We start from the raw sequence: 26,573 nt of genomic DNA, 5'->3' as shown, positions 1-26,573 counted from the left end.
GCTTTGGCCCGACTTTTTGTCAATTGCAGGGGAATGATTTCTTTTTTGCAAAAGTTTCGCTAAAATGAAAGCGTAGTCAAAAAAAGAGGGGGAATTTTCATGGAATATCGGATCGAACGGGACACGATGGGGGAAATCAACGTTCCGGCTTCAGCCAAATGGGGAGCCCAAACACAGCGCAGTCTAGAGAACTTTAAAATCGGCACGGAAAAGATGCCGCTCGAGGTCGTGCATGCCTTCGCGATTTTGAAAAAAGGTGCCGCACTCGCCAACGCCGAGCTCGGTGTGTTGGAGCAAGCGAAAGCCGACGTCATCGCCGAAGTCGCCGATGAGATCGTCGCCGGGAAACATGACGCCGAGTTTCCACTCGTCGTCTGGCAAACGGGTTCAGGGACACAGTCGAACATGAACGTCAACGAAGTCATCGCCCATTTGGCGAATGATAAGTTGAAAGAGCGTGGTCAAACGCTCACGATTCATCCGAACGACGACGTCAACAAGTCGCAGAGCTCGAACGACACATATCCGACGGCGATGCACATCGCCGCCATCCTCGCTGTTGAGGACCATGTGTTGCCGTCAATCGAGGCGCTCCACGCGACGCTCGCGAAGAAGGCCGAGTCATTCATGGACATCGTCAAGATCGGTCGGACGCACTTGCAAGACGCGACGCCAGTCACGCTCGGTCAAGAGATCAGTGGTTGGGTCCGGATGCTCGAGCTGTCGAAACAGATGATTGAGCGTACGCTCGAACCGTTGACAGAGCTCGCCCTCGGCGGGACGGCAGTCGGGACGGGGATCAATGCTCATCCACGGTTCGGAGAAGTCGTGGCCGAGAAGATCTCGCAAGAGACCGGAAAACGTTTTATCACGGCCGTCAACAAGTTCCATGCGCTCACGAGCCACGATCAGCTCGTGTTCACACACGGTGCCTTGAAAGCGCTCGCCATGGATGCGATGAAGATTGCCAACGACGTCCGTTGGCTCGCTTCTGGCCCGCGTGCCGGTATCGGTGAGATCTTGATTCCGGAGAACGAACCGGGCAGCTCGATCATGCCTGGTAAAGTCAACCCGACTCAGAGTGAGGCGTTGACGATGGTCGCGGCCCAAGTGCTCGGCAATGATGCGACGATTGGATTCGGGGCGAGCCAAGGAAACTTCGAGTTGAACGTGTTCAAACCGGTCATCATGTACAACTTCCTCCAGACGTGCCGCCTGTTGACGGACAGTCTTCATTCGTTCGACGTGCATTGCGCCGTCGGCATCGAACCAGACTTAGACGTCATCGCGCACAACGTCGATCGTTCGCTCATGCTCGTGACAGCGCTCAACCCGCATATCGGCTACGAGAATGCGGCTAAAATCGCAAAACTAGCACATAAGAATGGGACGTCTTTAAAAGAAGCGGCGCTAGAGACAGGACTATTGACAGAAGAGCAGTTTGACGAATGGATTCGTCCAGAAGAGATGACATCTCCTAACCTAAAAGTTGGAAAATAAGAAAAGAGCGGTCGATGACCGCTCTTTTTCATGATGTAATGGGTCATAAGCACTATCTTATTGTCAAACAATGGGCGGAAAATAAGTAAATAGTTGTATTTTCGTGGATAAAGTCGCATAATCATAGACAGAAGAACATATCGGGGAGAACGAAACTGGGGGGGTCGGGAATGAAGCAGCAGCAACTCACAGATCGTATACATACTATTTTGACGCAAATCACGAGCGCGAGACAGATTCAAACATCAGAGATCGAGTTTTTATTAGATTGGATGAAGCAAGAAGTGAAGCGTCGCCGCTTGATGCACTTGCTTGAGATTTTCAGTCGTGTCGAGTCTGATGTTCGTGAATTGCCACCGGTCTTGACGCAAGCGGAGGCGATGGCTTTGATTGCCCCAGTGAAACGTTATATCCATACCGTCTTAGGCATCGAGCAGGAAGACGAAGATCTCGTCCTTGTTTTAGCTAACAGTTTTTCTACGTATAGCCGGTATAAACCGCGCGTCGAAAAGCTCGGGGCGCGTCCTGTCTTCTTGCAGACGTTAGAAGAGGCCGTCGAATATGACTATGAAGATGTCCCGAAAGCCATCATCATGGACGTCGAGTTGTGGGCCCGCTTCCCGGAGCGGTCGATTCAATCGTTCGTCAGCAAGATGAAGAAGCTGTATGTCCCGCTCATCGTGATCGGCACGAATGAACATTATCGCCTCGCCGCTTATTCTTACGGCTTCGATGACTATTGGGAGGAATGGGTACCGATGGAAGAACGGCTCGTTCGTCTCGGACATCATATCGAGAAGGCTCGTCTCGTCTCGAACGCGCTCCTCGTCGATGAATTGACAGGCGCGTTCAACCGAAAATATTTGAAAGCGACGTTTAGCCGTTTCATGTCCCGACTTGAGCGTTCCGGTGAGAGCTTCACGCTCGCCCTGCTCGACATCGATCATTTCAAACAGTTGAACGATACGTTCGGTCATGCCTACGGGGACGAGGTGTTGCATCGCGTCGCCGAGGAAGTCCGTCTCGCCATCCGCTCGAGTGACGAATTGATTCGTTATGGCGGGGAAGAATTTCTCATCATCCTCAACGTGTCCGAGCGTCACGTCGTCGATGCGGTGCTTGAACGGGTCCGTAGGCGCATCGAGGAGATGACATTTACATATGAACATCACGTCACCGTATCGATCGGCTATACACGGGTCTGTCAGACCGGTATGACGCTTGGCGAGTGGTGTGCTTATGCCGATGAGGCGCTCTACAAGGCGAAGCGCGATGGACGCAATCGAATCATCCGCTACTCGTCAGCCGTCCGCGAGGAGAAACGGCTCGCTTACGTGACGATGAGTCCTGAGAAGTACGCTTTGCTCGCTGAGCGCTTACCGAAGCAGCATCGTCGCTACGAGGTCATCTATCGCCCATACGACCGTTACGCCTGTAACGATCATATGGAAATGTTTATTCTCGATGACTCGGGCACGAACGAGACGAGAGGGACCTTGTCAGCCGTCAAAGAGCAACGAGGCAAGTACAGCCACATCTTGGCTGTATCGAAACGAACCGCGATCGAGCTCGGGGCGCTGTATGACGACTTGGCCGAGCAGGACCATCAGGATACCATCACTGAAAAAATCGAGCAATGGCTCGAAAAATTACCCGATTAAAAAAGGGACGTCGACTCAGTCGATGTCCCTTTTGTCATATTGACGGAATGTGAAGCTATAGGCATGCCGTTCGTCGGCCGGATGAAACTGTTCGTTCGTCACGATAAGACCGTACGGAAGGGACGGATAAAACGTGTCCGCCTCGAACGTGCCATCGACCTCGGTGACGAAGAACCGGTCCGTTATCGAAAGCGTCTGCTCATAGAGCGTCGCGCCACCGATGATATAAAGGTCTGTCGTCTCGTCTTTAAGCGACTCGAGGTCGTGCCACACATCGACACCTTCAGCCGAGAAGGTACGGTCCGACGTGACGACGATATTGCGTCGGTTCGGCAGCGGCCGACCGATCGATTCAAACGTCTTTCGTCCCATGACGACCGTTTGACCCGTCGTGACAGCTTTGAACTGTTTCAAGTCATCGGGCAGGCGCCACAACAAGGCGTTATCTTTCCCGATTTCCCGATTGCTCCCGATGGCGACGACGTGGATAATCATACGCTCACTTCTCCTTTAATGTGTGGATGAGGGTCATAGCCGACGATCTCGAAGTCTTCAAACCGGAAGTCCTCGATGGATGATACGTCACGCAAAATGTTCAATGTCGGGAGCGGTCGTGTCTCACGCGTCAATTGCAGCTTCACTTGTTCGAGGTGATTATGGTAAATGTGGGCGTCGCCGAGCGTATGGACGAAGTCTCCGACTTCAAGCCCGGTCACATGGGCGACCATATGCGTGAGCAAAGCGTAAGACGCGATATTGAACGGGACACCGAGGAACGTGTCAGCGCTTCGTTGATAGAGCTGGCACGACAATTTTCCGTCCGCGACGTAAAACTGGAACATGAGATGGCACGGCGGCAACGCCATGTCTTCAAGTTGCCCTGGATTCCAGGCCGAGACGATGAGTCGGCGCGAGTCAGGGTTCGTTTTGATTTGCTCGATTACTTGCGCGAGCTGGTCGACAGTCGTGCCGTCTGGTTTCGGAAACGAGCGCCACTGCGCCCCGTAGACAGGACCGAGATTACCGTCCTCGTCGGCCCACTCGTTCCAAATGCGGACACCGTTATCTTGAAGATACTTGACGTTCGTATCGCCAGTGATGAACCAGAGCAGTTCATGGATGATCGAGCGGGTATGTAGTTTTTTCGTCGTGACCAGGGGGAATCCGTCCTGAAGATTGAACCGCATCTGGTAGCCGAACACGCTCGTCGTCCCGGTCCCGGTCCGGTCCTCTTTGACGACACCGTGCTCAAGGATATGGGTGCATAAATCATGGTATTGTTTCATAGTAGAAATACCTCCTTCGTTCATTCTTCTTTACCCTATCAAAAAATAGTAAGATTTCATATAAAATATCAGTAAATGACACAATATATAGTAGAGCTACGTCACAGATAAGTGTATTTCAATTTTTTTATACGCTGACGTTTCACAAGTTGAAGATGTGACAATAGTAGAATAAAACGTGCAAAAATCCTTTGTCGTGACTGCTCATTGTTTTGTTCAGTCTTGTGAGGAGGTACATGATGAGAGCAGTGATTTGTACTGGATATGGGCCACCTGACGTGTTACAGCTCCGAGAGGTCGACAAGCCTGTGCCAAAATCGGATGAGTTGTTGATCAAAGTTCACACCTCTGCCGTCCATTCCGGCGACCGTCGATTACGGGCTCTTGATGTACCGGCTCTAGGTAAGCTCCCGATGCGAGTCATCGTCGGTTTCAAGGCGCCGCGCCAACCGATTCTTGGTGTCGTCTTGGCAGGGGAGATCGTCGAGACGGGTAGTCGCGTTGAAGACTTCAAGGTCGGTGACCGTGTCTATGCGCTGACCGGGATGCGGTTCGGCGGCTATGCCGAATATGCGTGTGTCAAAGCGAGCAAGTGTGTCGAATGCATGCCGAACAACGCTAGTTTTGTCGAAGCAGCAAGCTTGCCGTTCGGAGGGACGACGACCCTTCACTTTTTGCGTAAAGTGAACATCGAACAAGCAAAGACCGTATTAATTTACGGGGCTTCCGGGGCAGTCGGTTCGATGGCCGTTCAAATCGCGAACTATTACGGGGCTCACGTGACGGCAGTCTGTCGAGAGCGGAACTTCGAACTCGTCAGAAGTCTCGGTGCTGACGTAATGATTGACTACACAATAGACGGCTACGACAAGAAACTGACCACATACGACGCCGTGTTCGATGCGGCCGGGAAAATCGATAAGCGGATGGCCAGGAAGCATGTCGCCGAACACGGGAAATTCAGTTCCGTCGCCGGACAAGGACCTGCGAGTGAACGGAAAGAGGATTTGACTTTCCTGAACGATCTGTTTGAAGCCGGCCGAGTAAAGGCCGTCATCGATTCGGTTTATCCGCTCGAGGACATCGTCGCGGCGCACCGATACGTTGATGCCGGAGGAAAGGCTGGAAATGTGATTGTGACCGTGACAAAAGCAAATTGATTCAAGTTAAGCGACGTGCGTTTCGTCAATCGTCCCTGTTTTCGCCACGTGTCTTATAGGGTATACTTGTGAAAGACAAATAAAGGGAGGGATTCGATGCAATTACAAGGTAAGAATGTCCTGCAAATCGTCAGTGACGACTTTGAAGACTTAGAATTATGGTATCCGGTCCATCGGTTACGCGAGGAAGGCGCAAACGTCATCCTCGCCGGCGAAAAGGCGGATCACGCCTATATCGGTAAGTACGGCGTTCCAGCCAAATCGGACATCGCGTTCGATGACGTCGACATCTCATCATACGACGCTATCCTCGTCCCAGGTGGTTGGTCACCCGACTTGTTGCGCCGCTTTGATTCGGTGAAAGGGTTCGTCCGCTATATGCATGACGAGAAACGGCCGATCGGTCAAATTTGTCACGCTGGCTGGGTATTGATTTCAGCGAAGATTCTTGATGGTGTCAACGTCACGAGCACACCGGGTATTAAAGATGATATGGAAAACGCGGGTGCGATTTGGCACGATGAGCCGGTCGTCGTCGACGGTCATATCGTCTCGAGCCGCCGTCCGCCTGACCTGCCTGACTATATGCGGGAATTCATCAAGGTCATGGCCAAAAACTGAAAAATAGAATAAAGGGGTTAACGACAGTTGAGACTTAAATCGAATCCAGTTCTCCGTAAATCGATGGAGACAACAGCTTATAGCACCACGCCGATGACGAAAGCCGGTACGTGGTCGAAAGTGTTCACGTTACTCTTGCTCGTCACGGCAGCCGCCGGGACGACGTGGATGCTCGTGCCGACAATCGGGGAGGCATTGTTGTTCCCGCTCATGATCGGCTCGCTCATCCTCGGCTTGGTCTTGGCACTCGTCATCACGTTCAAACCGAGGACGGCACCTGTCGTCGCACCATTGTATGGTATCGTCGAAGGGGTGTTCGTCGGGTTGATCTCGTACTTCTTCGAAGCGATGCTTCCAGGCATCGTCGGCCGTGCCGTCTTGACGACGTTCATCGTCGCGTTCGCGATGTGGTTCGTCTACTCGACGGGACTCGTCAAAGTGACGCAAAAATTCCGCGCCGGTGTCACGGCCGCGATCTTTACGGTCATGTTGCTTTATCTTGTTCAAATCGGGATGAGTTTCTTCGGTTCAGGACTCCCGTTCATGACGGGCTCGTCACCGCTCGCCATCGGCGTGCAATTTGTGATTGTCATCATCGCCTCACTCGCGCTCGTGCTTGATTTCGACTATATCGCTCGTCAAGTCGAGAGTCGGGCTCCGAAAGAGCTCGAATGGGTCGCGGCGTTCGGGTTGATTGTAACGCTCATCTGGCTCTACATTGAAATTCTTGATTTACTGTATCGCCTCGCCATGCGCGACTGATCATCGGCCTTCGGGCCGGTGATTTTTTATGAAAGGAAAGGATGTGAAGCCGTCATCGAACCGATGATGGCGCTACTGTTATGAAAAAAGTGATTGTGATTGGATCAGGAATTGTCGGCATCTCGACCGCGTACCATCTAGCCGGGAAGGCCGACGTCACCGTTATCGACCGGAAAGAAAAGGGCCGTGCGACCGACGCGGCAGCAGGCATCGTCTGCCCGTGGATTGCCCAGCGCCGGAACAAGGCGTGGTACGCGCTCGCCAAAGGGGGCGCTCACTACTATGCGACCGTCGTCGACGATTTGAAACGAGAAGGCGAGACGGAGACCGGCTATAAACGCGTCGGGACACTTGCCTTGCACGAAGACAAAAAATTGAACGAGATGCAAGAACGGACGGCGCTGCGCCGGGAAGAAGCCCCGGAAATCGGCGACTTGACACGGATGACGGCGGAAGAAGCGAAAGCACTATTCCCGCCGCTCTCGGACGAATATGACGCCCTCCTTGTCGAAGGTGGGGCTCGTGTCGATGGAGAGAAATTGCGGGCGGCCCTCGAACGGGTCGCCGTGAAGCGCGGTGTGACCGTGATTGACGGTTCGGCCGTGCTCGTTGAAGCGGACGGCTATCATGTCGAATGTGACGGGGCCCGCTTTGAGGCGGATGAAATCGTGCTCGCCTGCGGAGCGTGGTTGCCCGAGTTGATGGAACCAATCGGTTATACGGCACGTGTCGCCGGGGAGAAGGCGCAAATCGTTCACGTACAGCTACCTGATACGGACGCGTCCGACTGGCCGGTCGTCATGCCGCCGCGGCGCCGCTATTTGCTCGGATTTGAAGAAGGACGAATCGTCATCGGCTCGACGCACGAGCGGGACAAGGCGTTCGACGCACGACCGACGGCGATCGGGATTCATGAAGTGCTTTCGAAAGGGCTAGAATCGGCCCCGGGACTCGCTGAGGCCGAACTGATTGAGACGCGTGTCGGCTTCCGCCCGGTCACCCCGAACTCGATCCCGATTCTCGGACGCGTACCGGGAGCGGAGCAGTTGCTCGTCGCCAACGGTCTCGGGTCATCCGGTTTGACGGTCGGCCCGTTCATCGGGAAAGTGCTCGCCGACCTTGTTCTGACGGGAGACTGCGAGCTCGATCTATCACTCTATCCAATCGAGGAATCGGTGTTTAGAACGAACAACAGTTAATCATAGGAAGGTGGAGTACGAATGCGATACGAATTTGATTTGATTGACGATGAACATGATCAATTTGAGCAGCTGGCGGATAATGTAGGCACGGTCATGGTGTTTGATGAGTCGTGGGAAAATGTCAGCCCGCAAAGCAAGGTGATGATCTCCTTAAGCCGAAATGCCATGATTGGCCTCGGTACGGAGTTGATTCGCATGGCACACCGCTTTGAAGTCGGTCGACACGTTCATGTTGAACCGATGATGGAAGGACTGGTTTGTCAACGCATGGGCGTTTTCATGACGCCTGAAAGCTCGGAACTGATTATCGCCTGTGGAGACGAATTGGACGTGGATTCGTACATTCCCCCTGAACTCCAAGAATAGCATTTCTTCTACTACGTTAACGGAATATAAAAAGTCGCCTATCCTTTTTTACACGCACATGAAGGGGAAGGCGACTTTTTAGTTATTTCCGGATGATGCCGTGAAGGAAAAATCGGAAATAGTCTTGCATCGAATCGGTCATCGGTGACGTCGACAGGCTCGGGTCGGACAAAATCGCCTGCTGCACGAGTTGGACGTAGCGTAAGTACGAATCGGTCGACAGCTCCGGGTCGATGGCCCCGCTCGTCTTCCCGTACTCAATCAATTGCCGGAATGCGGCGTAGCCTCGTCCTGCCAACTGTTGCCACGAGGCGTCCGCTTGAATCATCGAAGTGATCGTCTCGTCGAACAGCCCGGCCGTCTCGATTTTACGAGACAAAATCTCGATCAGTAATTGATCGAACGGGACGGTGTCAGCGATTTGTGACTCGATCCATCCCATCTGTTCCTCCGTCATTTCGGTCAAGACGGCGACAATCACTTGTTCTTTGGAGCCGAAGTAATTATAAATCGATACCGGTGAGACCGAGGCGGCGCGAGCAAGCTCACTCACCGTGAAACGGGACTGCTTCTCGTTCATTAGCCGAAAGGCGGCGTCTAAGATTGCTCGTCGTTTCGTTTCAGTTCGTTTTGTGAATCCATCCATGATGACCCTCGCTTCTCTAATGTTTTGTAATCAATATACCATTTCCATTTCAAAAAATAACGTGATATACTAGTTTTGTAATCATATATATAATAAATTTCAAAACTAAGGAGTGAGTGCGGTGATTCAAATTAAAGGACTGACGAAGCGTTTCGATGCGTCACACGGCATCTTCGACGTGTCGTTCACGGTCGAGCCGGGAACCGTGTTCGGATTTATCGGACCGAACGGGGCGGGGAAATCGACGACGATTCGTCACTTGATGGGGTTGCTCCACGCTGAATCTGGTGTCGCCACCGTCATGGGACATGATTGCTGGAACGAGAGTGAGACGGTGAAGGCGCTTGTCGGCTATTTGCCTGGCGAGATCAATTATCCACAGGACATGACTGGGGAAGATGTCATCCGACTGACTCGGAAACTTCATGTGACGAGCGCGGAGCGCGAACGGAAGTTGCGTGACGTGTTCGCCTTCGATACGTCACTCAAAGTGCGCAAGATGTCGAAAGGAATGAAACAAAAACTTGCCATCGTCACCTGCTTCATGAAAGATGTGCCGGTTTATATTCTCGATGAACCGACGAGCGGGCTCGACCCGCTCATGCAGGAACGGCTCGTCGATTGGGTCATCGCTGAGAAAACAGCGGGCAAGGCGGTCTTGATGAGTTCCCACCACTTCCCGGAGATGGAGAAGACGTGTGACCGGGCCGCACTCATCCGTGATGGTCGGATGATCATCGAAGCGGAGATGACCGAGTTAAAACGGCATAGTCAGAAGACGTATCGGATCGAATTGAAGGACGAGGCGGCAGCAATGCGGTTGAGCGAAGAAATCGGTTCGCGTAACGGTGTGGTCGTCACCGTCACTTTATCGACGGTCGAAGAGTTGAACGACTTGATTCATCGACTCGCCCGTCACGAAGTCCAATCGTTGTCGAGCGGCACGGACGAACTCGAGCATCTGTTCATGCAATATTATGGGGAGGCGAAATAAATGGTTCTCATCTCGGCACTGTTTAAACAAAATCGTAGCTGGATTCTTGGGTACTCGCTCGGGACGAGCCTCTACTTGTTCTTTTTGGCGGCGGTGTTCCCATCCATCCAAGAGACGGGGCTGATTGAAGGAAAGTTGGATTCGTTGCCACCCGAGTTGCTAGAAGTGTTTAAAATCGACCCGAACTTGGCGATGGACAACGTCATCAATCTGCTCGCGGGCAATTACTATGGGCTCATCTTTTACGTATTGGCCATCCTGTTCGCGCTCACGTTCGCCTCACGGCTCATGGCTAAACCGGTCGATTCAGGTGAGGTCATGCTTTATTTGGCCGCACCGATTTCACGTGCCGGTTACGTGACGGCTAGTATGGTGTTGCTTGTGATCGCGAGTGGTATACTCGTCGGGTTGAACGGGCTCAGTCTGATGCTCGCCAACGTCCTATTTGATTTACAGATCGACATCGGCTTACTGTGGACGCTTCAGTTGAACGCAGGACTGATTCTAGTCGTCCTCGGTGCGCTCGCCTATGTGCTCGCAAGCCTGTTCGACGACAGCACACGGTCATATATGGTCACGGGTGGGATTTTCGCGCTCTTCTTGATGGCGAACGTCTTCTCGGGATTTAGTGACCAGCTCGACTGGTTGAATACGTTATCGATTTTCTCGTTGTTTGACGCCAATGCTCAAATCCAAGGGGAATCAGCGTTTCGTTCTTTCATCTGGTTGGGGGGACTTCTCATCGTCGCCATGCTGTTGTCTTATGGACGTTTTACCCGAAAAGATTTGACGATTTAGTTTTTCGAAATAGAATGACGGGTATGATACAATCAGCTCGAACAGATTGGAAAGGGGAATGATTGTATGCAACTCGCAACGTTACGCAACGGTGTCAAAATTCCAATGATCGGCTTTGGGGTATGGCAAGTCGACAACGAGACGGAGGCGCCACAGGCTGTCGCCGAGGCACTGAAAGTCGGATATCGCCATATCGATACGGCAGCCGTTTATAAGAATGAAGAAGGCGTCGCCAAAGGGATTCAAACATCAGGCGTCGCTCGTGAAGATATCTTTTTGACGTCGAAGATTTGGAACGAAGATATCCGCCAGCGCCGGACGAAAGAAGCGTTTGACGAATCACTCGCTCGACTCGATACGGACTATTTGGATCTCTGCCTCCTCCACTGGCCAGTCGACGGGTTCGTCGAGGCATGGAAAGATTTGATTGACCTCTATGAGGCCGGTAAAATCAAGGCAATCGGGGTGTCGAACTTCAAAGAACACCATCTCGAAACGTTGAAAGAAGCGGGTCTCATGACGCCCCTCATCAATCAAATCGAGTTGCACCCGCAACTGCCGCAACCGGATCTCGTCGAGTATTGCCAAGACGAGGGAATTCAAGTCGAGGCCTGGAGCCCGCTCATGCAAGGGAAGTTCCTCGACATCCCGACTTTCGCTGAGATCGCGGAGAAACACGGCAAGACGCCGGCGCAAGTCGTGCTTCGCTGGCATTTGGACACGGGGAATGTCGCGCTTCCGAAATCCGTCACACCGCACCGCATTCAAGAGAACTTCGAAGTGTTCGACTTTGCGCTCGATGCGGACGACTTGGCGAAAATCGACGCCGTGGCGACGCATGACCGCCTCGGTCCGGACCCGGATGAGATCGACTTCTAAACAATTGATGCTATTGTCCACGAACTCAGGTGGGCGATCCCGAATGCGGTGACACTGCCGTTTTTTTGACACGACTCCGGTTTAGGCCGGGGTCGTTTTATTATGTGTCCAGCGAGTTATTCAAGAGCTAGTCCAGATGTGTATGAGCGTTGGCACATGGGTATAGAAAACTATGCTAATAAAGGAGGTGTCAGGTCTTCTTCGGAGGATCCTACTTATGGACTTATCAAAATGGCCTTTAATCAACTGGCTGGCGTTTTTAGCGACAGTCGTCATCAACTACTTCGCGAGCGGTGAAAATGCGGCCGTGTCGGACCGAATCGATATTTACTTCAAACCGGCCGGCTACGCGTTCTCGATTTGGGGCGTGATTTATATCGCGCTCGCCGTCTGGCTCGTCTTGCAACTGAAGAAAGGGTCGGTTGCGAACCGGCAGGCGAATCGGATGAAAGCGGGCTTTCTCGTCTCGTGTATCTTGAACGGCCTCTGGTTGCTCACGTTCACGAACGAGTGGTTCATCGCTTCGCTCGTCGTCATGATCGCATTTCTCGCGACGCTCGCCTGGCTCTATTACATCGCCTTCCGGACGTCGACAAGTTGGCTCGACCGGTTCCCGTTCTCGATTTATATCGGCTGGGTGTCCGTCGCGACGATCGTCAACGTGTTCGTCGTCATGAACCGAGAAAATGTCACCACGTTGCTCGGGCTCGACGAACTGGCTTGGACGTCGCTCATGCTCATGGTCGGTGTTGTCCTCGCACTCGTCTTCATGTGGTGGCATCGTGACTTCATCTATCCGCTCGTCTTCGTCTGGGCCTACGTCGCCATCTTCGCACGAATCGACAATGCGACGCTTTATGTCGTCCTCGTCAGTGCCTTGATTTTGCTCACCCTCGGTTATGTCGGCTTGATCATTTGGAAAAAACCACGGGCATTCTTGCATCACTCACGAAAAACGGTTGAATAAGGTCGAAAGCAGAAGCGGTAGCTCAATAGACTACCGCTTTTTTGCGAATTTATTTGAGTTCTTATGAACCTATATATCAATATATTTTATGGATAATTATTCTTTATGCATTATAACATGTTTTCAAAAATTGCTTGATAACGCTAATGAATCCGCTTACATCGATATAGTGGTGGACGTGAATTATGCAGAATGGTATACAAGACCCTTGATTTATCAGAATATTTAGAACAAAATAAAATTTATGAAACAAGATCGAGAGAGAGGGGTTGATTCGATGAAGCGAACAGGCTTGTACGATTCACGATTCGAAAAAGACGCATGTGGCATTGGGCTATATGTCAACCTAAACGGAGAGAAGAAACACGACATTGTCAGTAAATCATTATCGATGCTCTGTAAGCTGGAACACCGGGGCGGGCAAGGCGTCATCGATGCCGGAGACGGCGCGGGGATCATGACCGAGCTACCGCACGAACTGTTCCTCGAGACGATGAATTTGCCGACACCAGGTCGCTACGCGGTCGGGATGGTCTTTTTCCAACCTGACGAATCACGGCTGCAAGAAAAGCAACGGCAGATGGAAGCGATTGCCGATGAGTTTGACTATGCGACCATCGCCTGGCGTGAGGTCCCGGTCGATAGTCTGGCCATTGGGGAACACGCCCGGGTGACACAGCCGACGATTTATCAATGGTTCGTTTCTTGCCCATTCGCAGACTACGACTCGAACGAGCGGACACTCTACCAACTCAGACGGACGATTGAGAAGACCGAAGACTTGAATCTATACATGCCGAGTTTATCGACGAAGACGATCGTCTATAAAGGGATGCTGACGCCTGAACAGATTGAGCGGTTTTATCTCGATTTGCAGGCGCCGGCCTATAAGAGCACGTTCGGTATCGTCCATTCTCGCTTCTCGACGAACACGTTCCCATCATGGGAGCGGGCCCATCCGAACCGCATGATTGTGCACAACGGAGAAATTAACACACTCCGCGGCAATATTGACGCGATGCGAGCGCGCGAAGGCGTGACATCGACCGATTTGTTCGAGGACGTGAATCAGCTGTTCCCAGTCCTTCAAGAGACGGGCAGCGATTCGTCGATGCTCGATAACGCCTTCGAGTTCTTCACACGGACCGGTCGTTCCATCGCTCATACGGCGATGATGCTCATCCCTGAGCCGTTCGCAGAAGTAAAAATAGATCCGTTCAAAAAAGACTTCTACCAATATCATTCATCGATCATGGAGCCTTGGGATGGACCGACTGGTGTCGTCTTCACGGACGGCCGTCAAATCGGCGCCATCTTGGATCGGAACGGACTGCGACCGATGCGTTATATCGAGACGCTTGATGGCGAACTCATCTTGTCGTCTGAGAGCGGCGTCATTCCCGTACAAGCCGAGAACGTGAAGTCGAAACAGCGACTTCGTCCAGGCCAGCTCCTATTGATCGACTTAGAGTCGAAACGCCTCATCCCTGACGCGGAAATCAAACAGACGATCGCGCGCGCCGAGCCGTACGGTAAATGGTTGAAGCAGATGACTAAGCTTGAAGAGTCTCCGGTCGAAGAGCCGTTCGTCGCCGACCTGCACCGGAAACAGCGGGCGTTCGGTTACACGAAAGAAGATATCGAACAATATCTCGTCCCACTCATCCTTGAGAAGAAAGACCCGATCGGTTCGATGGGTCATGACCAACCGGTCGCGGTCTTGTCTGAACGGCCACGCTCATTGTTCCATTACTTCAAACAGCACTTCGCCCAAGTCACGAACCCGCCAATCGATGCATTGCGTGAGAAGATCGTCACGGCCACGTTCACGTGGCTCGGACCACTCGCAAACCCGGTCCACACCGGCCGCGGTCATGCGCGTCGCGTCTGGCTCAAACATCCGTTCCTTGATGCGGCCGCGGTCGAACAAGTGAACGAGACCCTTCGCGTCGAACGGGTCGAGACGACATACGAACATGACCTCGAGGCTGCCCTTGAGACGTTGTTCGAACGTGTCGAAGGGCTCGTCCGCGACGGTGCTGAAGTCATCATCTTGTCAGACCGAAGCATGAACGAAAACCTGTTGGCGATGCCGTCGCTCCTCGTCTTGAGCGCCGTCCACCAACATTTGATTCGCGTCAACCTTCGCGCGTCGTGCAGTCTCGTCGCTGAGAGTGGCGAAGTGCGTGAAGTGCACCAAGCGGCCGCCTTGATTGGGTACGGCGCTGACGCCGTCTATCCGTATCTCGCCTATGCGACGATTGCCGAGGCGGTCGAGGCCGGTCAACTGCCATACTCGTTCACAGAAGCCGTTCGCCGCTATCAGACGGCATCGGTCGATGGCATCGTCAAGATCATGTCGAAGATGGGGATCTCGACCGTACAAAGTTACCGTGGGGCCCAAATCTTTGAGGCGGTCGGGATTGACCGTGCCTTGATCGAACGCCATTTCCGCGGGACGACATCACAGTTGTCCGGTGTCGGTTTCACTGAACTCGAAGAAGAGTCGCGCCGCCAGCATGAAGCTGCCTACGAGCGGGAACGACCGCTCGAGGCCGGAGCCGATTTCCAGTGGCGCGCTGATGGGGAAGAGCACGCCTTTAACCCGAAGACGATTCATTTGCTCCAGCGGGCCTGCCGCGAGAACGAGCGCCGGTATTATGACGCTTATGTCAAACTCCACGAGTCGTCAGGCCAATTCTTACGTCAATTGTTCGCGTTCAAACAACAAGATGCGATTTCGATTGATGAAGTCGAGTCGGTCACTTCGATCGTCAGCCGCTTCAAGACGGGAGCAATGTCGTTCGGATCCTTGTCGAAAGAGGCGCACGAGACGCTCGCCATCGCCATGAACCAAATCGGCGGCAAGAGCAACTCAGGGGAAGGCGGGGAGGATCGGAATCGGTTCACCCCTGATGAGGACGGCAGTGAACGCGTCAGTCGCATCAAGCAAGTCGCGAGCGGTCGTTTCGGTGTGACGGCCGAATATTTGTATCACGCCGATGAGATTCAAATCAAGATGGCGCAAGGTGCGAAGCCGGGTGAGGGTGGACAATTGCCAGGGAACAAAGTATATCCATGGGTCGCCGAAGTGCGCGGCTCGGTCCCAGGTGTCGGACTCATCTCGCCACCGCCGCACCACGACATCTATTCGATTGAAGATTTGGCTCAGCTGATCTTCGACTTGAAGCACGTCAACCCGAACGCGAAAATCAGCGTCAAACTCGTTTCGAAGTCAGGCGTCGGGACGATCGCGGCCGGTGTCGCCAAAGCGAACGCCGACACGATTGTCATCAGTGGCTATGACGGAGGAACCGGGGCGTCACCACGGACATCAATCAAGCATACGGGACTCCCGTGGGAGCTCGGTCTGCTCGAGACGCACCAGACGCTCGCGTTGAACGGACTCCGGGGCCGCGTCACGCTCGAGACCGACGGTAAGCTCATGACCGGGCGTGATATCGTCCTCGCCGCCATCTTCGGCGCCGAAGAATACGCGTTCGCGACGGCGCCGCTCGTCGTGCTCGGTTGTATCATGATGCGGGCGTGTCACCTCGACACGTGTCCGGTCGGTGTCGCCACACAAGACCCGGCCTTGCGCGCGAAGTTCATGGGCAAACCCGAACACGTCGTCAACTTGATGACGTTCCTCGCCGAAGACGTGCGAGAGATTTTAGCCTCGCTCGGCGCGAAATCGCTCCGTGACGTCATCGGCCGGACCGACTTGTTAGAGGAAAGCGTCTGGAAACAAGAACATCCGAAAGCGAGAACACTTGATTTGGCACCGATGCTATCGATTCCGACAGCGTTGCCGGAAAAAGAGGAACTACCGCATCCGGCCTATCAGTCGTATGACCACCGAAAATTGATCCCGGCCGTATCACGCTCGATCAAGTCGCTTCAACCGACGTTCTTCGTCGGCCGCGTCCGCAACACGGACCGCGCCGTCGGGACGATGCTCGGGCATGAAGTGACGAAAGTGCATGGCAACGTCGGTCTCGCCGAGGATACGATTTCACTTCGCCTCAGCGGATCGGCCGGCCAAAGTTTAGGGGCGTTCCTGCCGAGCGGGATCACGATCTCGGTCATCGGCGACGCGAACGATTACGTCGGGAAAGGCTTGAGCGGTGGGAAACTCGCCGTCATCGCCGAGAAACATGCCCCGTTTGAAGAGAGCGAACAAGTCATCGCTGGGAACGTCTGTCTCTACGGAGCGACGTCCGGGATGGCGTTCTTCAACGGTCATGTCGGAGAACGATTTGCTGTCCGTAACTCGGGTGCGGTCGCTGTGACAGAAGGCGTCGGCGATCACGGCTGTGAGTATATGACCGGTGGGACGGTCGTCGTCCTCGGTGCGGTCGGTCGTAACTTTGGGGCCGGGATGTCGGGCGGAGTCGCCTACCTTTACGGGGACCAGGCGTACGAACAACTTGTCAACGAAGAGCTCGTCTCGATTGATCGAGAGTTGACCGATGAAGATGCCGAACAGATTTACGCGTTGCTCGAGATGCACCAGTTCCATACGGACAGTGTGAAAGCGAGAGCCGTACTTGAGGCGTTTGAGCAAGAACGAAAACGCTTCGTCAAAGTCGTACCGCGTGACTATGCGAACGTACTTGACGTCATGCGTCACATCGAGGCGACGCGTCCGGAATTGAGTGACGCCGACCGCGCCCTCGAACTATTCCGCGTCGTGACTGAAGGAGGGGGAGCATGAGACATAAATTTATCGATATCCCACGGGAGACATTGCCAGAACGTTCCGTCCTCGAACGGATTCATGATTACAGTGAATACGCTTCACGGATGGAAGACGGACCGATCGTCAAACAAGCCGAGCGTTGCATGGATTGCGGCACCCCGTTCTGTCACGTCGGGGACATGATCGGTCAAGAGACGATCGGCTGTCCAATCCACAACTTGATTCCCGAATGGAATAAGCTCGTCTCGGAGCAAGATTGGTATCGGGCCTACGAACGATTGATGGAGACGAACAACTTCCCAGAGTTTACGGGGCGTGTCTGTCCGGCCCCGTGTGAAGGGTCGTGTACGCTCGGCATCAGCGAGGATCCGGTCGCAATCAAATCGATCGAACGGACGATCATCGACCGCGCGTTCGAGGAAGGTTGGGTCAAGCCACGCCATGTCAAGAAACGGACCGGACACCGTGTTGCCATCATCGGCAGCGGGCCGGCCGGACTCGCGGCGGCCGATCAATTGAACCAACTCGGCCATGCGGTCACAATTTATGAAAAAGCGGATGAGGCGGGCGGCCTATTGTTCTATGGCATCCCGAACATGAAGCTGGAGAAGGACGTCGTCCGTCGTCGCGTACGGCTACTCGAGGCAGAAGGGATTCGCTTCAAGACGGGCGTCAACGTCGGGACCGATGTGACGATCGAGTCACTCCGTCACACGTACGATGCCGTCATTCTCGCGACAGGGGCTCAAAAACAACGGACGCTCGGCATCGATGGGGATGATGCCACAGGCGTCGAGCCGGCGATGGATTATTTGACGGAATCGACGCGGGTGCTCGGCGGGAAATCGCTCGACGCTCGATACGACGCGAACGGAAAAGACGTCATCGTCATCGGTGGCGGGGACACGGGAGCGGACTGCGTGGCGACGGCGATTCGTCAAGGCGCCAAGTCGGTGACGCAGTTCGGGAAACACCCGGAGAAAGGCATGTTCCGGGCGCCGGAGCGGCCTTGGCCGCTTCAACCGGACACGTTGTCGACTGATTACGCTTACGCGGAAGCGATTGAACATTTCGACCACGACCCGCGCACGTATTTGATTCGTTCGAACCGGGTTATCAAAGATGGAGACCGTGTCGTCGGGATTGAGACGGAACGGATGGAGAAAATCGTCAAACCCGACGGACAGGCGACGTTCTTCGTCGTCGACGGGTCGGTCGAGACGTATCCAGCCGATCTCGTCCTTGTCGCCATCGGGTTCGAACGACCGGAGCGAGAGCTCCGGAAAGTCGGCATCGAGGCGAACCATGACTATACGTCGAACGTCGAGGGTGTGTTTGTTGCAGGGGATGCGAGACGGGGACAAAGTTTGATTGTTTGGGCAATCCGAGAAGGTCGCGAGGTCGCGGATACCGTCGACGGATACTTGAACACTTGTCAACAACAGCTAAAAACTTCATCATAAAAAGGAGCGACGAATTCGTCGCTCCTTTTTACATGGACATTTAGGAGGAGTCAGAAATGATTATCGAAATCCTCATGTACACCGGGGTTTGGTTTTTACTCGTGCTCGTCTTGCTCGGCACGATTTACGCTCGGCGCCATCGGAAGTGATTACAACACCATGGCGGCGATCAAGCCGAAGACGATGAGCGGAATATTGTAGTGGAGGAACGTCGGCCACACCGTCTCACGCAAGTGGTCGTGTTGACCGTCGGCGTTCAACCCGCTCGTCGGTCCGAGCGTCGAGTCACTCGCCGGGCTACCAGCGTCACCGAGTGCACCGGCCGTCCCGATGATGGCGATTGTCGCCTCGACCGAGAATCCGTACTGGATGCAAAGCGGGACGAAGATGGCCGCGATGATTGGAATCGTCGAGAAACTCGAACCGATACCGAGCGTGATCACGAGTCCGACGAGGAGCATGACGAGTGCGGCGACAAATTGTGAGTCGCCCATGATACCGCTAGCGCCACTGACGAGCGGGTCGATGGCACCGGTCGCGCGGATGACGGCGGCGAAACCGCTCGCTGCGATCATGACGAAGCCGATGAAGGCCATCATGCGCATGCCGCTCGTGAAGATGTCGTCTGCCTCTGACCAAGGGATGAGGCGAAGCAGCGTCAACAGGATGAGTCCTGAGACGGCCGATGCGATCATCGATTCGGTCTGAAGTTGAACGACGAGCACGACGAGGACGACGGCAGCTGTGAGCCAGATTTTGAGCGGGCTCAACGTCCGAATCTCGTAATCAGTAGGCCCGAGTTGGATCGTATCGTACGTCCGCGGCTTCCGGTAGTGGAAGAAGGCGGTGACGAGACCGACGAGCATCCCGAGGGCTGGGATGGCCATGATGCTGACGATATTGACATCACCGACGGCCATGCCATTCGTTTCCACGTTCGGCAGCAAAATCTCATTCAAGTAAATGCCGCCGAATCCGACCGGAAGTAACATATACGGCGTGACGAGACCGAACGTGAGAATCGTCGCCACGAGCCGGCGGTCGAGCTTCAACTCGTTAAAGAGCACGAGGAGCGGCGGGATGACAATCGGGATGAACGCGATGTGAATTGGTAAAGCGTTCTGCGAACTGATTGCTAGTAATAAGAGGAATGATAGCAACAACGCCTTGACGCGCGCCACGCTCTTACCGGTGACGTCGCGGCCTGACATGCTAATCAACTTTTCAGCCAGGACGTCTGGGAGCCCTGTTTTTGACAAACCGACGGCGAACGCGCCGAGTAGCGCGTAACTGAGGGCGATGGTAGCCCCTCCGCCAAGACCGTCGCTGAAGGCGGTCAACGTGTCGTTGAAACCGAGACCTCCGACGAGACCACCGACGACGGCGGCGAGGATAAGCGATAAGACGATGTGAACTCGACTGATCGCGAGAGCGAATAATACGATAACAGCTAATAAAACAGCATTCATCAATTCCAACACCTTTCTTTCAAAACTCTTTCTCTTGTTATCACTTTAATATGATAAAGACTTTTGAAATTTAACATACGTTTTTCGGGTTGTCAAATCGATTGTTCAAAAAAAGCGATAACTCCGAAAAGTTATCGCTCGTTCATGATCATTCAACGTTATGGTACACCTGGCGCACGTCTTCGAGATCTTCGAGGACGTCGAGCAGTTTTTCGAATTGTTCTTTCGACTCGTCGTCGAGGGCGATCTCGTTTTGTGGCAACATCGTCAACTCGGCGACTTCAAACGTCTCGATGCCTGCAGCTTTGAAAGCAGTCTGGACGGCATGGAACGCTTCTGGTTCCGCATAAACGATAATCGTCTCATCTTCTTCGATGACATCGCGAACGTCAAGATCGTGCTCCATCATGAGTTCGAGCACGTCGTCGGCACTCATGCCGCTGACACCGATGACGGCCGTCGCGTCGAACATGTAAGCGACCGATCCGCTGACACCCATGTTGCCGCCGTTTTTGCCGAAAGCGGCGCGGACTTCAGACGCCGTCCGGTTGACGTTGTTCGTGAGCGTGTCGACGATGAGCATCGAGCCGTTCGGTCCGAACCCTTCATAGCGGAGTTCATCGAAGTTCTCTTCGTCGCCGCCTTTCGCCTTGTCGATGGCGCGGTCGATGATGGCGCGTGGGACGTTGTACGTCTTCGCCCGTTCAACGACGAATTTGAGCGCTTGGTTTGATTCTGGATCTGGTTCCCCTTGGCGGGCGGCTACGTAGATTTCACGGCCGAACTTCGCATAAATGCGACTCGTATTGGCGTCTTTTGACGCCTTTTTCTCTTTAATGTTGTTCCATTTACGACCCATTACATGTCATCTCTCTTTCCATTGTTCGATTGATTCATCCTCGATTATATAAGAAGACGTGGATGTTGACGAGTAAAAATCATCCCTCGCTCTTATCCATTTTCTCGACGATCTCCGTCAACGTCTTCAGGCTGTCGATCAATCGATCCGTCTCTTCTTCGTCTAAAAAAGCGAGGCGGTCCTCGAACAAGCGTCGAAACGAGTCGCGCCGCTCGCGAAGAACGAGCTCACCTTTGTCGGTCAACTGGTTCCAGATGACACGGCGGTCACGCTCGTCCGGCACGCGGGTGATGTAGCCCTCATCGACGAGCTTCGTGATGAGCGGCGTCACGTTCGGCGGGGCGATCGATAGCGTCTCGCTGATGTGTCCGTTCGTCACGGCGCCTTCATCCTCAATCAACATGAGGAGATGAAAGTGGGAAAAGTTCAAGTTAGGGATTTGCGGGAGGTCGGAACGGCGTAACAACTTCCTGCGGATTAATGGAATCAGTTTTACGAACTGATCGGCTGCATCTTGTCTCGGCATAGTCATGTCACTTCCTAATTAGGTTCTTTCTTCATTATACACGACCGAGGGCGGGGTGGACGACCAATCCTTGTTGCGTGACAAATTGCACAGCACATCAGACAAACGAGCGTCACAATATATGTAAGCGTTTACATTTGTAAGACTTCATCTTTTCATGAAAACGCATACGATTTTACTGAGCGTCCTATCAAAAAGCAAGACCTATCCTCATTCTTCAAAAAAATATTGTGAAAGAGTTCACATTGTTGTCACGCACAAATTGTCGGAAACGTTGTATTCTATGAATGTGAAGGAAAGCACAAACTCTTATCAAACCACTGATCGCCCCGTGCTCTCCATCAAGTCAGCAGTATAAGCTCTCATTCATGAGGAGGAACCCAACATGGCAGTTAAAGAGAAAGCAGTAGTGGAAACATCAGCAGAACAGATGGTCGACACGCTCGTCACACGAGCACATACAGCGCTCGACACGTTGATGACGTTTGATCAAGAGAAAATCGATGCGATCGTTCAGGCGATGGCGCTAGCCGGTCTCGAACAACACGTCGCACTCGCGAAACATGCATATGAAGAAACTGGTCGCGGTGTGTTTGAAGATAAGATGATCAAAAACATCTTTGCGACAGAATATATTTATAACTCACTCCGTGGTGAGAAGACGGTCGGCGTCATCGAAGACGATGAGCAAAACGGCATCACGTACATCGCGGAACCAGTCGGTGTCGTCGCCGGGGTCACACCGGTCACGAACCCGACATCAACGACGATGTTCAAAGCAATCATCGCCATCAAAACACGTAACCCGATCATCTTCGGCTTCCACCCGTCGGCACAACAGTGTTCAAGTGAAGCGGCCCGCATCCTTCGTGACGCAGCCATCGAAGCCGGCGCACCGGAACATTTGATTCAATGGGTTGAAAAACCGTCACTCGACGCGACGAAAGCGCTTATGAACCACCCAGGAGTCGCCATGGTCCTCGCAACAGGCGGTGCGGCGATGGTCAAATCAGCCTATTCAACTGGTAAACCGGCCCTCGGTGTCGGTCCTGGTAACGTTCCAGCCTACATCGACAAGACAGCAAAAGTAAAACGTGCCATCTCGGACGTCATCTTGTCGAAAACGTTCGATAACGGGATGATCTGTGCATCTGAACAAGCGATCATCGTCGACCAAGAAGTTTACGAAGAAGTGAAAGCCGAAATGACGGCGCTCGGTTGCTACTTCTGCTCACCAGAAGAGAAAGCAAAACTCGAGACACTCGTCATTAAAACAGACTCTTGTGCGGTCAACCCTGAAATCGTCGGGAAGCCTGCAGCCTGGATCGCCGAGAAAGCTGGACTTAGTGTTCCGGCCGACACGAAAATCTTGATTGCCGAACTCGAGACGGTCGGCGCGACAGAATTGCTCTCACACGAGAAACTTAGCCCAGTACTCGGAGCCTACAAAGTCCAATCGCGTGAAGAAGGTTTCGCCATCGCTGAGAAGATGCTTGAAATCGGTGGTCTCGGTCATACGGCAGCCATCCACTCGACAGACGACGACGCCATCCTCGCATTCGGACTCCGGATGAAAGCTTGCCGCATCATCGTCAACTCACCAACGGCACACGGCGGGATCGGTGACCTCTATAACGAAATGACACCATCACTCACACTCGGTTGTGGGTCGTACGGTAAAAACTCCGTCTCTGAGAACGTGACGGCGAAACATCTACTCAACGTGAAAAAGGTGGCGAGACGTCGCGTGAATATGCAATGGTTTAAAGTCCCTGAAAAGATTTACTTTGAGAAAAACTCGATCCAATACCTTCAATCGCTCACATCAAAAAAACGGGCGATGATCGTTACAGATGAAATGATGGTCAAACTCGGATTTGCCGATAAAGTCGTCAAAAACTTGCCGGCTGGTGTCGAGTATCGCATCTTCGACCAAGTCGAGCCAGACCCATCGGTCGAGACGGTCATGCGTGGTGCCGAAGCAATGCGTCACTTCCAACCAGACATGATTATCGCACTCGGCGGTGGATCGCCGATGGATGCCGCGAAAGGCATGTGGCTCTTCTACGAACGCCCAGAAGAGAAGTTCTCGAACCTTCGCCAAAAATTCATGGATATCCGCAAGCGGACGTACAAGTTCCCGACACTCGGCAACAAGTCGATGTTCGTCGCCATCCCGACAACATCAGGTACGGGTTCTGAAGTGACACCGTTCACGGTCATCACAGATAAGAAACGCAACGTCAAATACCCGATCGCTGACTATGCGATCACACCGGACGTCGCCATCGTCGACCCTGAGTTCGTCATGACGGTCCCAGCTTCAATCACGGCTGATACAGGTATGGACGTGTTGACACACGCCATCGAAGCTTACGTTTCGGTCATGGCAAACGACTATACGGATGGACTCGCTCTTCGTTCGATGAAGATGATCTTCGATTACCTCCCGAAAGCGTATGAGAACGGCAGTGACGCCGAAGCGCGTCAGAAAGTCCACAACGCATCGACAATGGCTGGTATGGCGTTCGCGAACGCGTTCCTCGGTATCAACCACTCGATCGCACACAAAATCGGTGGCGAGTTCCATGTCCCACACGGACGGACGAACGCGATCCTTATGCCGCACGTCATCCGCTATAACGCGACACGCCCATCGAAACTCGCGGCGTTCCCGAAATATGAGTCATTCATCGCCGACGAGCGTTACGCTGAAATCGCGCGCTACCTCGGACTTCCAGCTAGCACGACGGAAGAAGGCGTCGAGTCGCTCATCCAAGCGATCATCGAGCTCGGTCAGCGCTTGAACATCAAGCTCTCGTTCAAAGCCCAAGGCATCAAGAAAGCGGACCTCGACGCGAAAGTCGACAAGATGGCAGTCGACGCGTTCGAAGACCAATGTACGACGGCCAACCCGAAAATGCCGCTCGTCGAAGAATTGAAAGAGATCATGTACGCTGCATACGAAGGCGTATAATCAACGGAAGGCGGCCACTCAAACGAGTGGCCGCCTTTTTCATGCAATGAGGGAGAGTCCAATGAATAAGAGGATAACGGATAATGCGATGGCGTTGAACCAGACGACAAACTTGATGGCCATCTCAGCCCATTTCTTTTCGTGTAAGCCGAAATCAATCAAAATCCCATAATGGTTTAAACAGATGCATTTAAAACGATATAAGTTCCATCGCTCGCAGTACAAGAAGCAGATAAAAAACCGTTGGAATAAACGTAATCAACAAACCAATCCATTTCGTCCGCTCTCTAAATTGTAATAAGAAACCGATTGTCCATAATACGAACCACAACATAAAGTACCATCGATAATGTGGGGTATCCGTTTCCGCAAAAACGGCTCGGCCAATCGTCAACCCAACCGAATTTAACAAGACGAACAAACCAGATAGGACATTCCAACTATGTCTTACTATTTTCTCTAGCATTCTTGTATTCCTCTCCTTGATTGAAATTGAAGTTCCAGTAAACGATTACTACGTGACGTAAATTAGACGCACAATCATAACCAGACCTTTCGACAAATGGAATAATTATCCTTTCGTATAATCATATTTGTTACGAGAGATTCATCTCTTTAACAGTTTGCTCCAAAACGTCGAAACATCAGACGAACTCGACCTTTTGTTTTGCTCGATACACGACATCATGTCCGGTATGATGAAAGGGGAGGCGATATAATGGAACGACAACTGAACGTGACAACGAATTATGGACAATTGGCTGGCACATGGCTGACCCACGAACAACCCCGGAAGACGGTCGTCCTGCTCAGCGGGAGCGGACCGAGCGACCGGGACGGGAACGTCGGGCCAGTCCAGTTCAATACGTATAAAAAATTGGCGGAGGCGCTGTTCGAGATGGGTGTCAACGTCTACCGCTATGACAAGCAAGGCATCGGTGCATCGGACGGCGACTTCAATAAAGTCGGGCTGCATGACTTGGTGACCGACGCGATCGATGTCGTCAACGCGATTAAGCGTGAGCCAGACGTCCACGAAGTCTATGTGCTCGGTCATAGCGAAGGGGCCGTCATCGCGCCGGCAGTCCAGCTCGATACGAATGCGGCCGGATTGATTCTTCTCGCCGGTTTTAACGACTCGTCGAAGAAGATGTTTCTCCACCAGGCCGATGCGTTAGCGAAAGAAATCGCTTCGGTCAAAGGGCTGAAGGGGATGTTTTACCGGTTGACCGGTGTGCCGAAAAAAGTTCGCCAACGTCAAGACGATTTGCTCGAACGGTCACTGCGGACGAACGTCGCCGCGTTCAAATACCGCGGGCAAGTCGTCAACGCCAAATGGATTCGCGAGCATGCATCCTATGACGTCCGGGAGCGGCTCGAACATGTGCGTGTTCCCGTGCTCGCTATCACCGGCGACCGTGACGTCCAAGTCCCACCGGAGCACGTCCATTCGATTCGGACGAAAGGGGACGTCGACAGCCAAATCATTCACGACATGAACCACTTGCTCGTCGAGCGGACGAGTCCGCACTCACTCCTCACGCTCCATAAGGAATACCGGGACGCCATCGAGGCACCGCTCCATCCCGAACTCATCCATCAATTGAACGATTGGTTGATGAAACGATAACGAACCACCAAAAACGGTCACTAAGTGACCGTTTTTTATGTTATAATTGTGACAATCCAAAAAATAATGAATGATTTTGAATGTTTATGATTGTTTTTTAAATGA

21 protein-coding genes are annotated in these 26,573 nt (G+C 53.0%); 15 read left to right on the top strand and 6 right to left on the bottom strand.

Annotated features, from left to right (window positions below):
* Positions 1-99: 99 nt before the first annotated feature.
* A complete protein-coding gene (fumC, locus tag KNP60_RS13840; protein ID WP_034777433.1) occupies positions 100-1,500 on the top strand; it encodes a class II fumarate hydratase in 1,401 nt (466 codons plus the stop codon).
* A gap of 170 nt (positions 1,501-1,670) precedes the next feature.
* Positions 1,671-3,161 (top strand): GGDEF domain-containing protein, encoded by a 1,491-nt coding sequence (locus KNP60_RS13835; RefSeq protein ID WP_214797740.1) that lies wholly within the window; start codon positions 1,671-1,673, stop codon positions 3,159-3,161.
* A 15-nt stretch (positions 3,162-3,176) separates the two neighbouring features.
* On the opposite strand, the gene KNP60_RS13830 is transcribed toward KNP60_RS13835, so the two are convergent.
* On the bottom strand, positions 3,177-3,656 hold the full coding sequence (locus KNP60_RS13830; protein ID WP_214797739.1) for a dihydrofolate reductase: 480 nt from the start codon (positions 3,654-3,656) through the stop codon (positions 3,177-3,179).
* Positions 3,653-4,447 (bottom strand): thymidylate synthase, encoded by a 795-nt coding sequence (locus tag KNP60_RS13825; protein ID WP_214797738.1) that lies wholly within the window; start codon positions 4,445-4,447, stop codon positions 3,653-3,655. Before KNP60_RS13825 ends, KNP60_RS13830 begins: the two co-directional genes overlap by 4 nt.
* A gap of 239 nt (positions 4,448-4,686) precedes the next feature.
* On the opposite strand from KNP60_RS13825, the gene KNP60_RS13820 reads away from it, so the two are divergent.
* The 5 genes from KNP60_RS13820 (at position 4,687) to KNP60_RS13800 (ending at position 8,558) form a co-directional block, all read left to right on the top strand.
* The gene (locus KNP60_RS13820; RefSeq protein ID WP_214797737.1) at positions 4,687-5,607 is read left to right on the top strand and encodes an NAD(P)-dependent alcohol dehydrogenase; all 921 of its coding nucleotides are present in this window, start codon (positions 4,687-4,689) and stop codon (positions 5,605-5,607) included.
* A gap of 96 nt (positions 5,608-5,703) precedes the next feature.
* Positions 5,704-6,228 (top strand): type 1 glutamine amidotransferase domain-containing protein, encoded by a 525-nt coding sequence (locus tag KNP60_RS13815; protein WP_034777442.1) that lies wholly within the window; start codon positions 5,704-5,706, stop codon positions 6,226-6,228.
* 27 nt (positions 6,229-6,255) lie between these two features.
* On the top strand, positions 6,256-6,990 hold the full coding sequence (locus tag KNP60_RS13810) for a Bax inhibitor-1/YccA family protein (RefSeq protein WP_138859490.1): 735 nt from the start codon (positions 6,256-6,258) through the stop codon (positions 6,988-6,990).
* A gap of 80 nt (positions 6,991-7,070) precedes the next feature.
* Positions 7,071-8,189: an NAD(P)/FAD-dependent oxidoreductase gene (locus tag KNP60_RS13805; protein ID WP_214797736.1), complete on the top strand. Its 1,119-nt coding sequence runs from the start codon at positions 7,071-7,073 to the stop codon at positions 8,187-8,189.
* Between the two features lie 21 nt (positions 8,190-8,210).
* The gene (locus tag KNP60_RS13800; RefSeq protein ID WP_214797735.1) at positions 8,211-8,558 is read left to right on the top strand and encodes a hypothetical protein; all 348 of its coding nucleotides are present in this window, start codon (positions 8,211-8,213) and stop codon (positions 8,556-8,558) included.
* Positions 8,559-8,640: 82 nt separating this feature from the next.
* On the opposite strand, the gene KNP60_RS13795 is transcribed toward KNP60_RS13800, so the two are convergent.
* Complete coding sequence (locus tag KNP60_RS13795; protein ID WP_034777446.1) at positions 8,641-9,204, bottom strand: TetR/AcrR family transcriptional regulator; 564 nt, start codon at positions 9,202-9,204, stop codon at positions 8,641-8,643.
* Positions 9,205-9,325: 121 nt separating this feature from the next.
* Between KNP60_RS13795 and KNP60_RS13790 the strand changes: the two genes are divergently transcribed.
* From KNP60_RS13790 to KNP60_RS13765, 6 genes are all read left to right on the top strand, one after another.
* Positions 9,326-10,198: an ABC transporter ATP-binding protein gene (locus KNP60_RS13790; RefSeq protein ID WP_034777447.1), complete on the top strand. Its 873-nt coding sequence runs from the start codon at positions 9,326-9,328 to the stop codon at positions 10,196-10,198.
* Positions 10,199-10,996, top strand: coding sequence for an ABC transporter permease subunit (locus KNP60_RS13785; RefSeq protein ID WP_034777448.1), 798 nt, complete (start codon positions 10,199-10,201; stop codon positions 10,994-10,996).
* 66 nt (positions 10,997-11,062) lie between these two features.
* Positions 11,063-11,875: an aldo/keto reductase gene (locus tag KNP60_RS13780; protein ID WP_034777450.1), complete on the top strand. Its 813-nt coding sequence runs from the start codon at positions 11,063-11,065 to the stop codon at positions 11,873-11,875.
* Between the two features lie 217 nt (positions 11,876-12,092).
* On the top strand, positions 12,093-12,842 hold the full coding sequence (locus KNP60_RS13775) for a TspO/MBR family protein (RefSeq protein ID WP_034777451.1): 750 nt from the start codon (positions 12,093-12,095) through the stop codon (positions 12,840-12,842).
* Positions 12,843-13,119: 277 nt separating this feature from the next.
* Positions 13,120-17,559: a glutamate synthase large subunit gene (gene gltB / locus KNP60_RS13770; protein WP_214797734.1), complete on the top strand. Its 4,440-nt coding sequence runs from the start codon at positions 13,120-13,122 to the stop codon at positions 17,557-17,559.
* Positions 17,556-19,007, top strand: coding sequence for a glutamate synthase subunit beta (locus KNP60_RS13765; protein ID WP_214797733.1), 1,452 nt, complete (start codon positions 17,556-17,558; stop codon positions 19,005-19,007). Before gltB ends, KNP60_RS13765 begins: the two co-directional genes overlap by 4 nt.
* A 149-nt stretch (positions 19,008-19,156) precedes the next feature.
* On the opposite strand, the gene KNP60_RS13760 is transcribed toward KNP60_RS13765, so the two are convergent.
* The 3 genes from KNP60_RS13760 to KNP60_RS13750 all read right to left on the bottom strand — a co-directional run bounded on the left by KNP60_RS13760 (position 19,157) and on the right by KNP60_RS13750 (position 21,861).
* Positions 19,157-20,476 carry a Na+/H+ antiporter family protein gene (locus KNP60_RS13760; protein WP_214797732.1) on the bottom strand — a complete coding sequence of 440 codons (1,320 nt, stop codon included), beginning with the start codon at positions 20,474-20,476 and terminating at the stop codon, positions 19,157-19,159.
* Positions 20,477-20,624: 148 nt separating this feature from the next.
* Positions 20,625-21,335 (bottom strand): YebC/PmpR family DNA-binding transcriptional regulator, encoded by a 711-nt coding sequence (locus KNP60_RS13755; RefSeq protein WP_034777456.1) that lies wholly within the window; start codon positions 21,333-21,335, stop codon positions 20,625-20,627.
* A gap of 79 nt (positions 21,336-21,414) precedes the next feature.
* A complete protein-coding gene (locus tag KNP60_RS13750; RefSeq protein ID WP_034777458.1) occupies positions 21,415-21,861 on the bottom strand; it encodes a MarR family winged helix-turn-helix transcriptional regulator in 447 nt (148 codons plus the stop codon).
* 385 nt (positions 21,862-22,246) lie between these two features.
* On the opposite strand from KNP60_RS13750, the gene adhE reads away from it, so the two are divergent.
* On the top strand, positions 22,247-24,838 hold the full coding sequence (gene adhE / locus KNP60_RS13745) for a bifunctional acetaldehyde-CoA/alcohol dehydrogenase (RefSeq protein WP_214797731.1): 2,592 nt from the start codon (positions 22,247-22,249) through the stop codon (positions 24,836-24,838).
* Between the two features lie 718 nt (positions 24,839-25,556).
* On the top strand, positions 25,557-26,468 hold the full coding sequence (locus tag KNP60_RS13740; RefSeq protein ID WP_214797730.1) for an alpha/beta hydrolase: 912 nt from the start codon (positions 25,557-25,559) through the stop codon (positions 26,466-26,468).
* The last annotated feature ends 105 nt before the right edge of the window (positions 26,469-26,573 follow it).

This window comes from Exiguobacterium sp. s5, assembly GCF_018618075.1.
Lineage (GTDB): Bacteria > Bacillota > Bacilli > Exiguobacteriales > Exiguobacteriaceae > Exiguobacterium > Exiguobacterium mexicanum_A.
The sequence above is the reverse complement of the archived record's forward strand: the minus strand, read 5'-3'. Positions and strand labels throughout refer to the sequence as shown.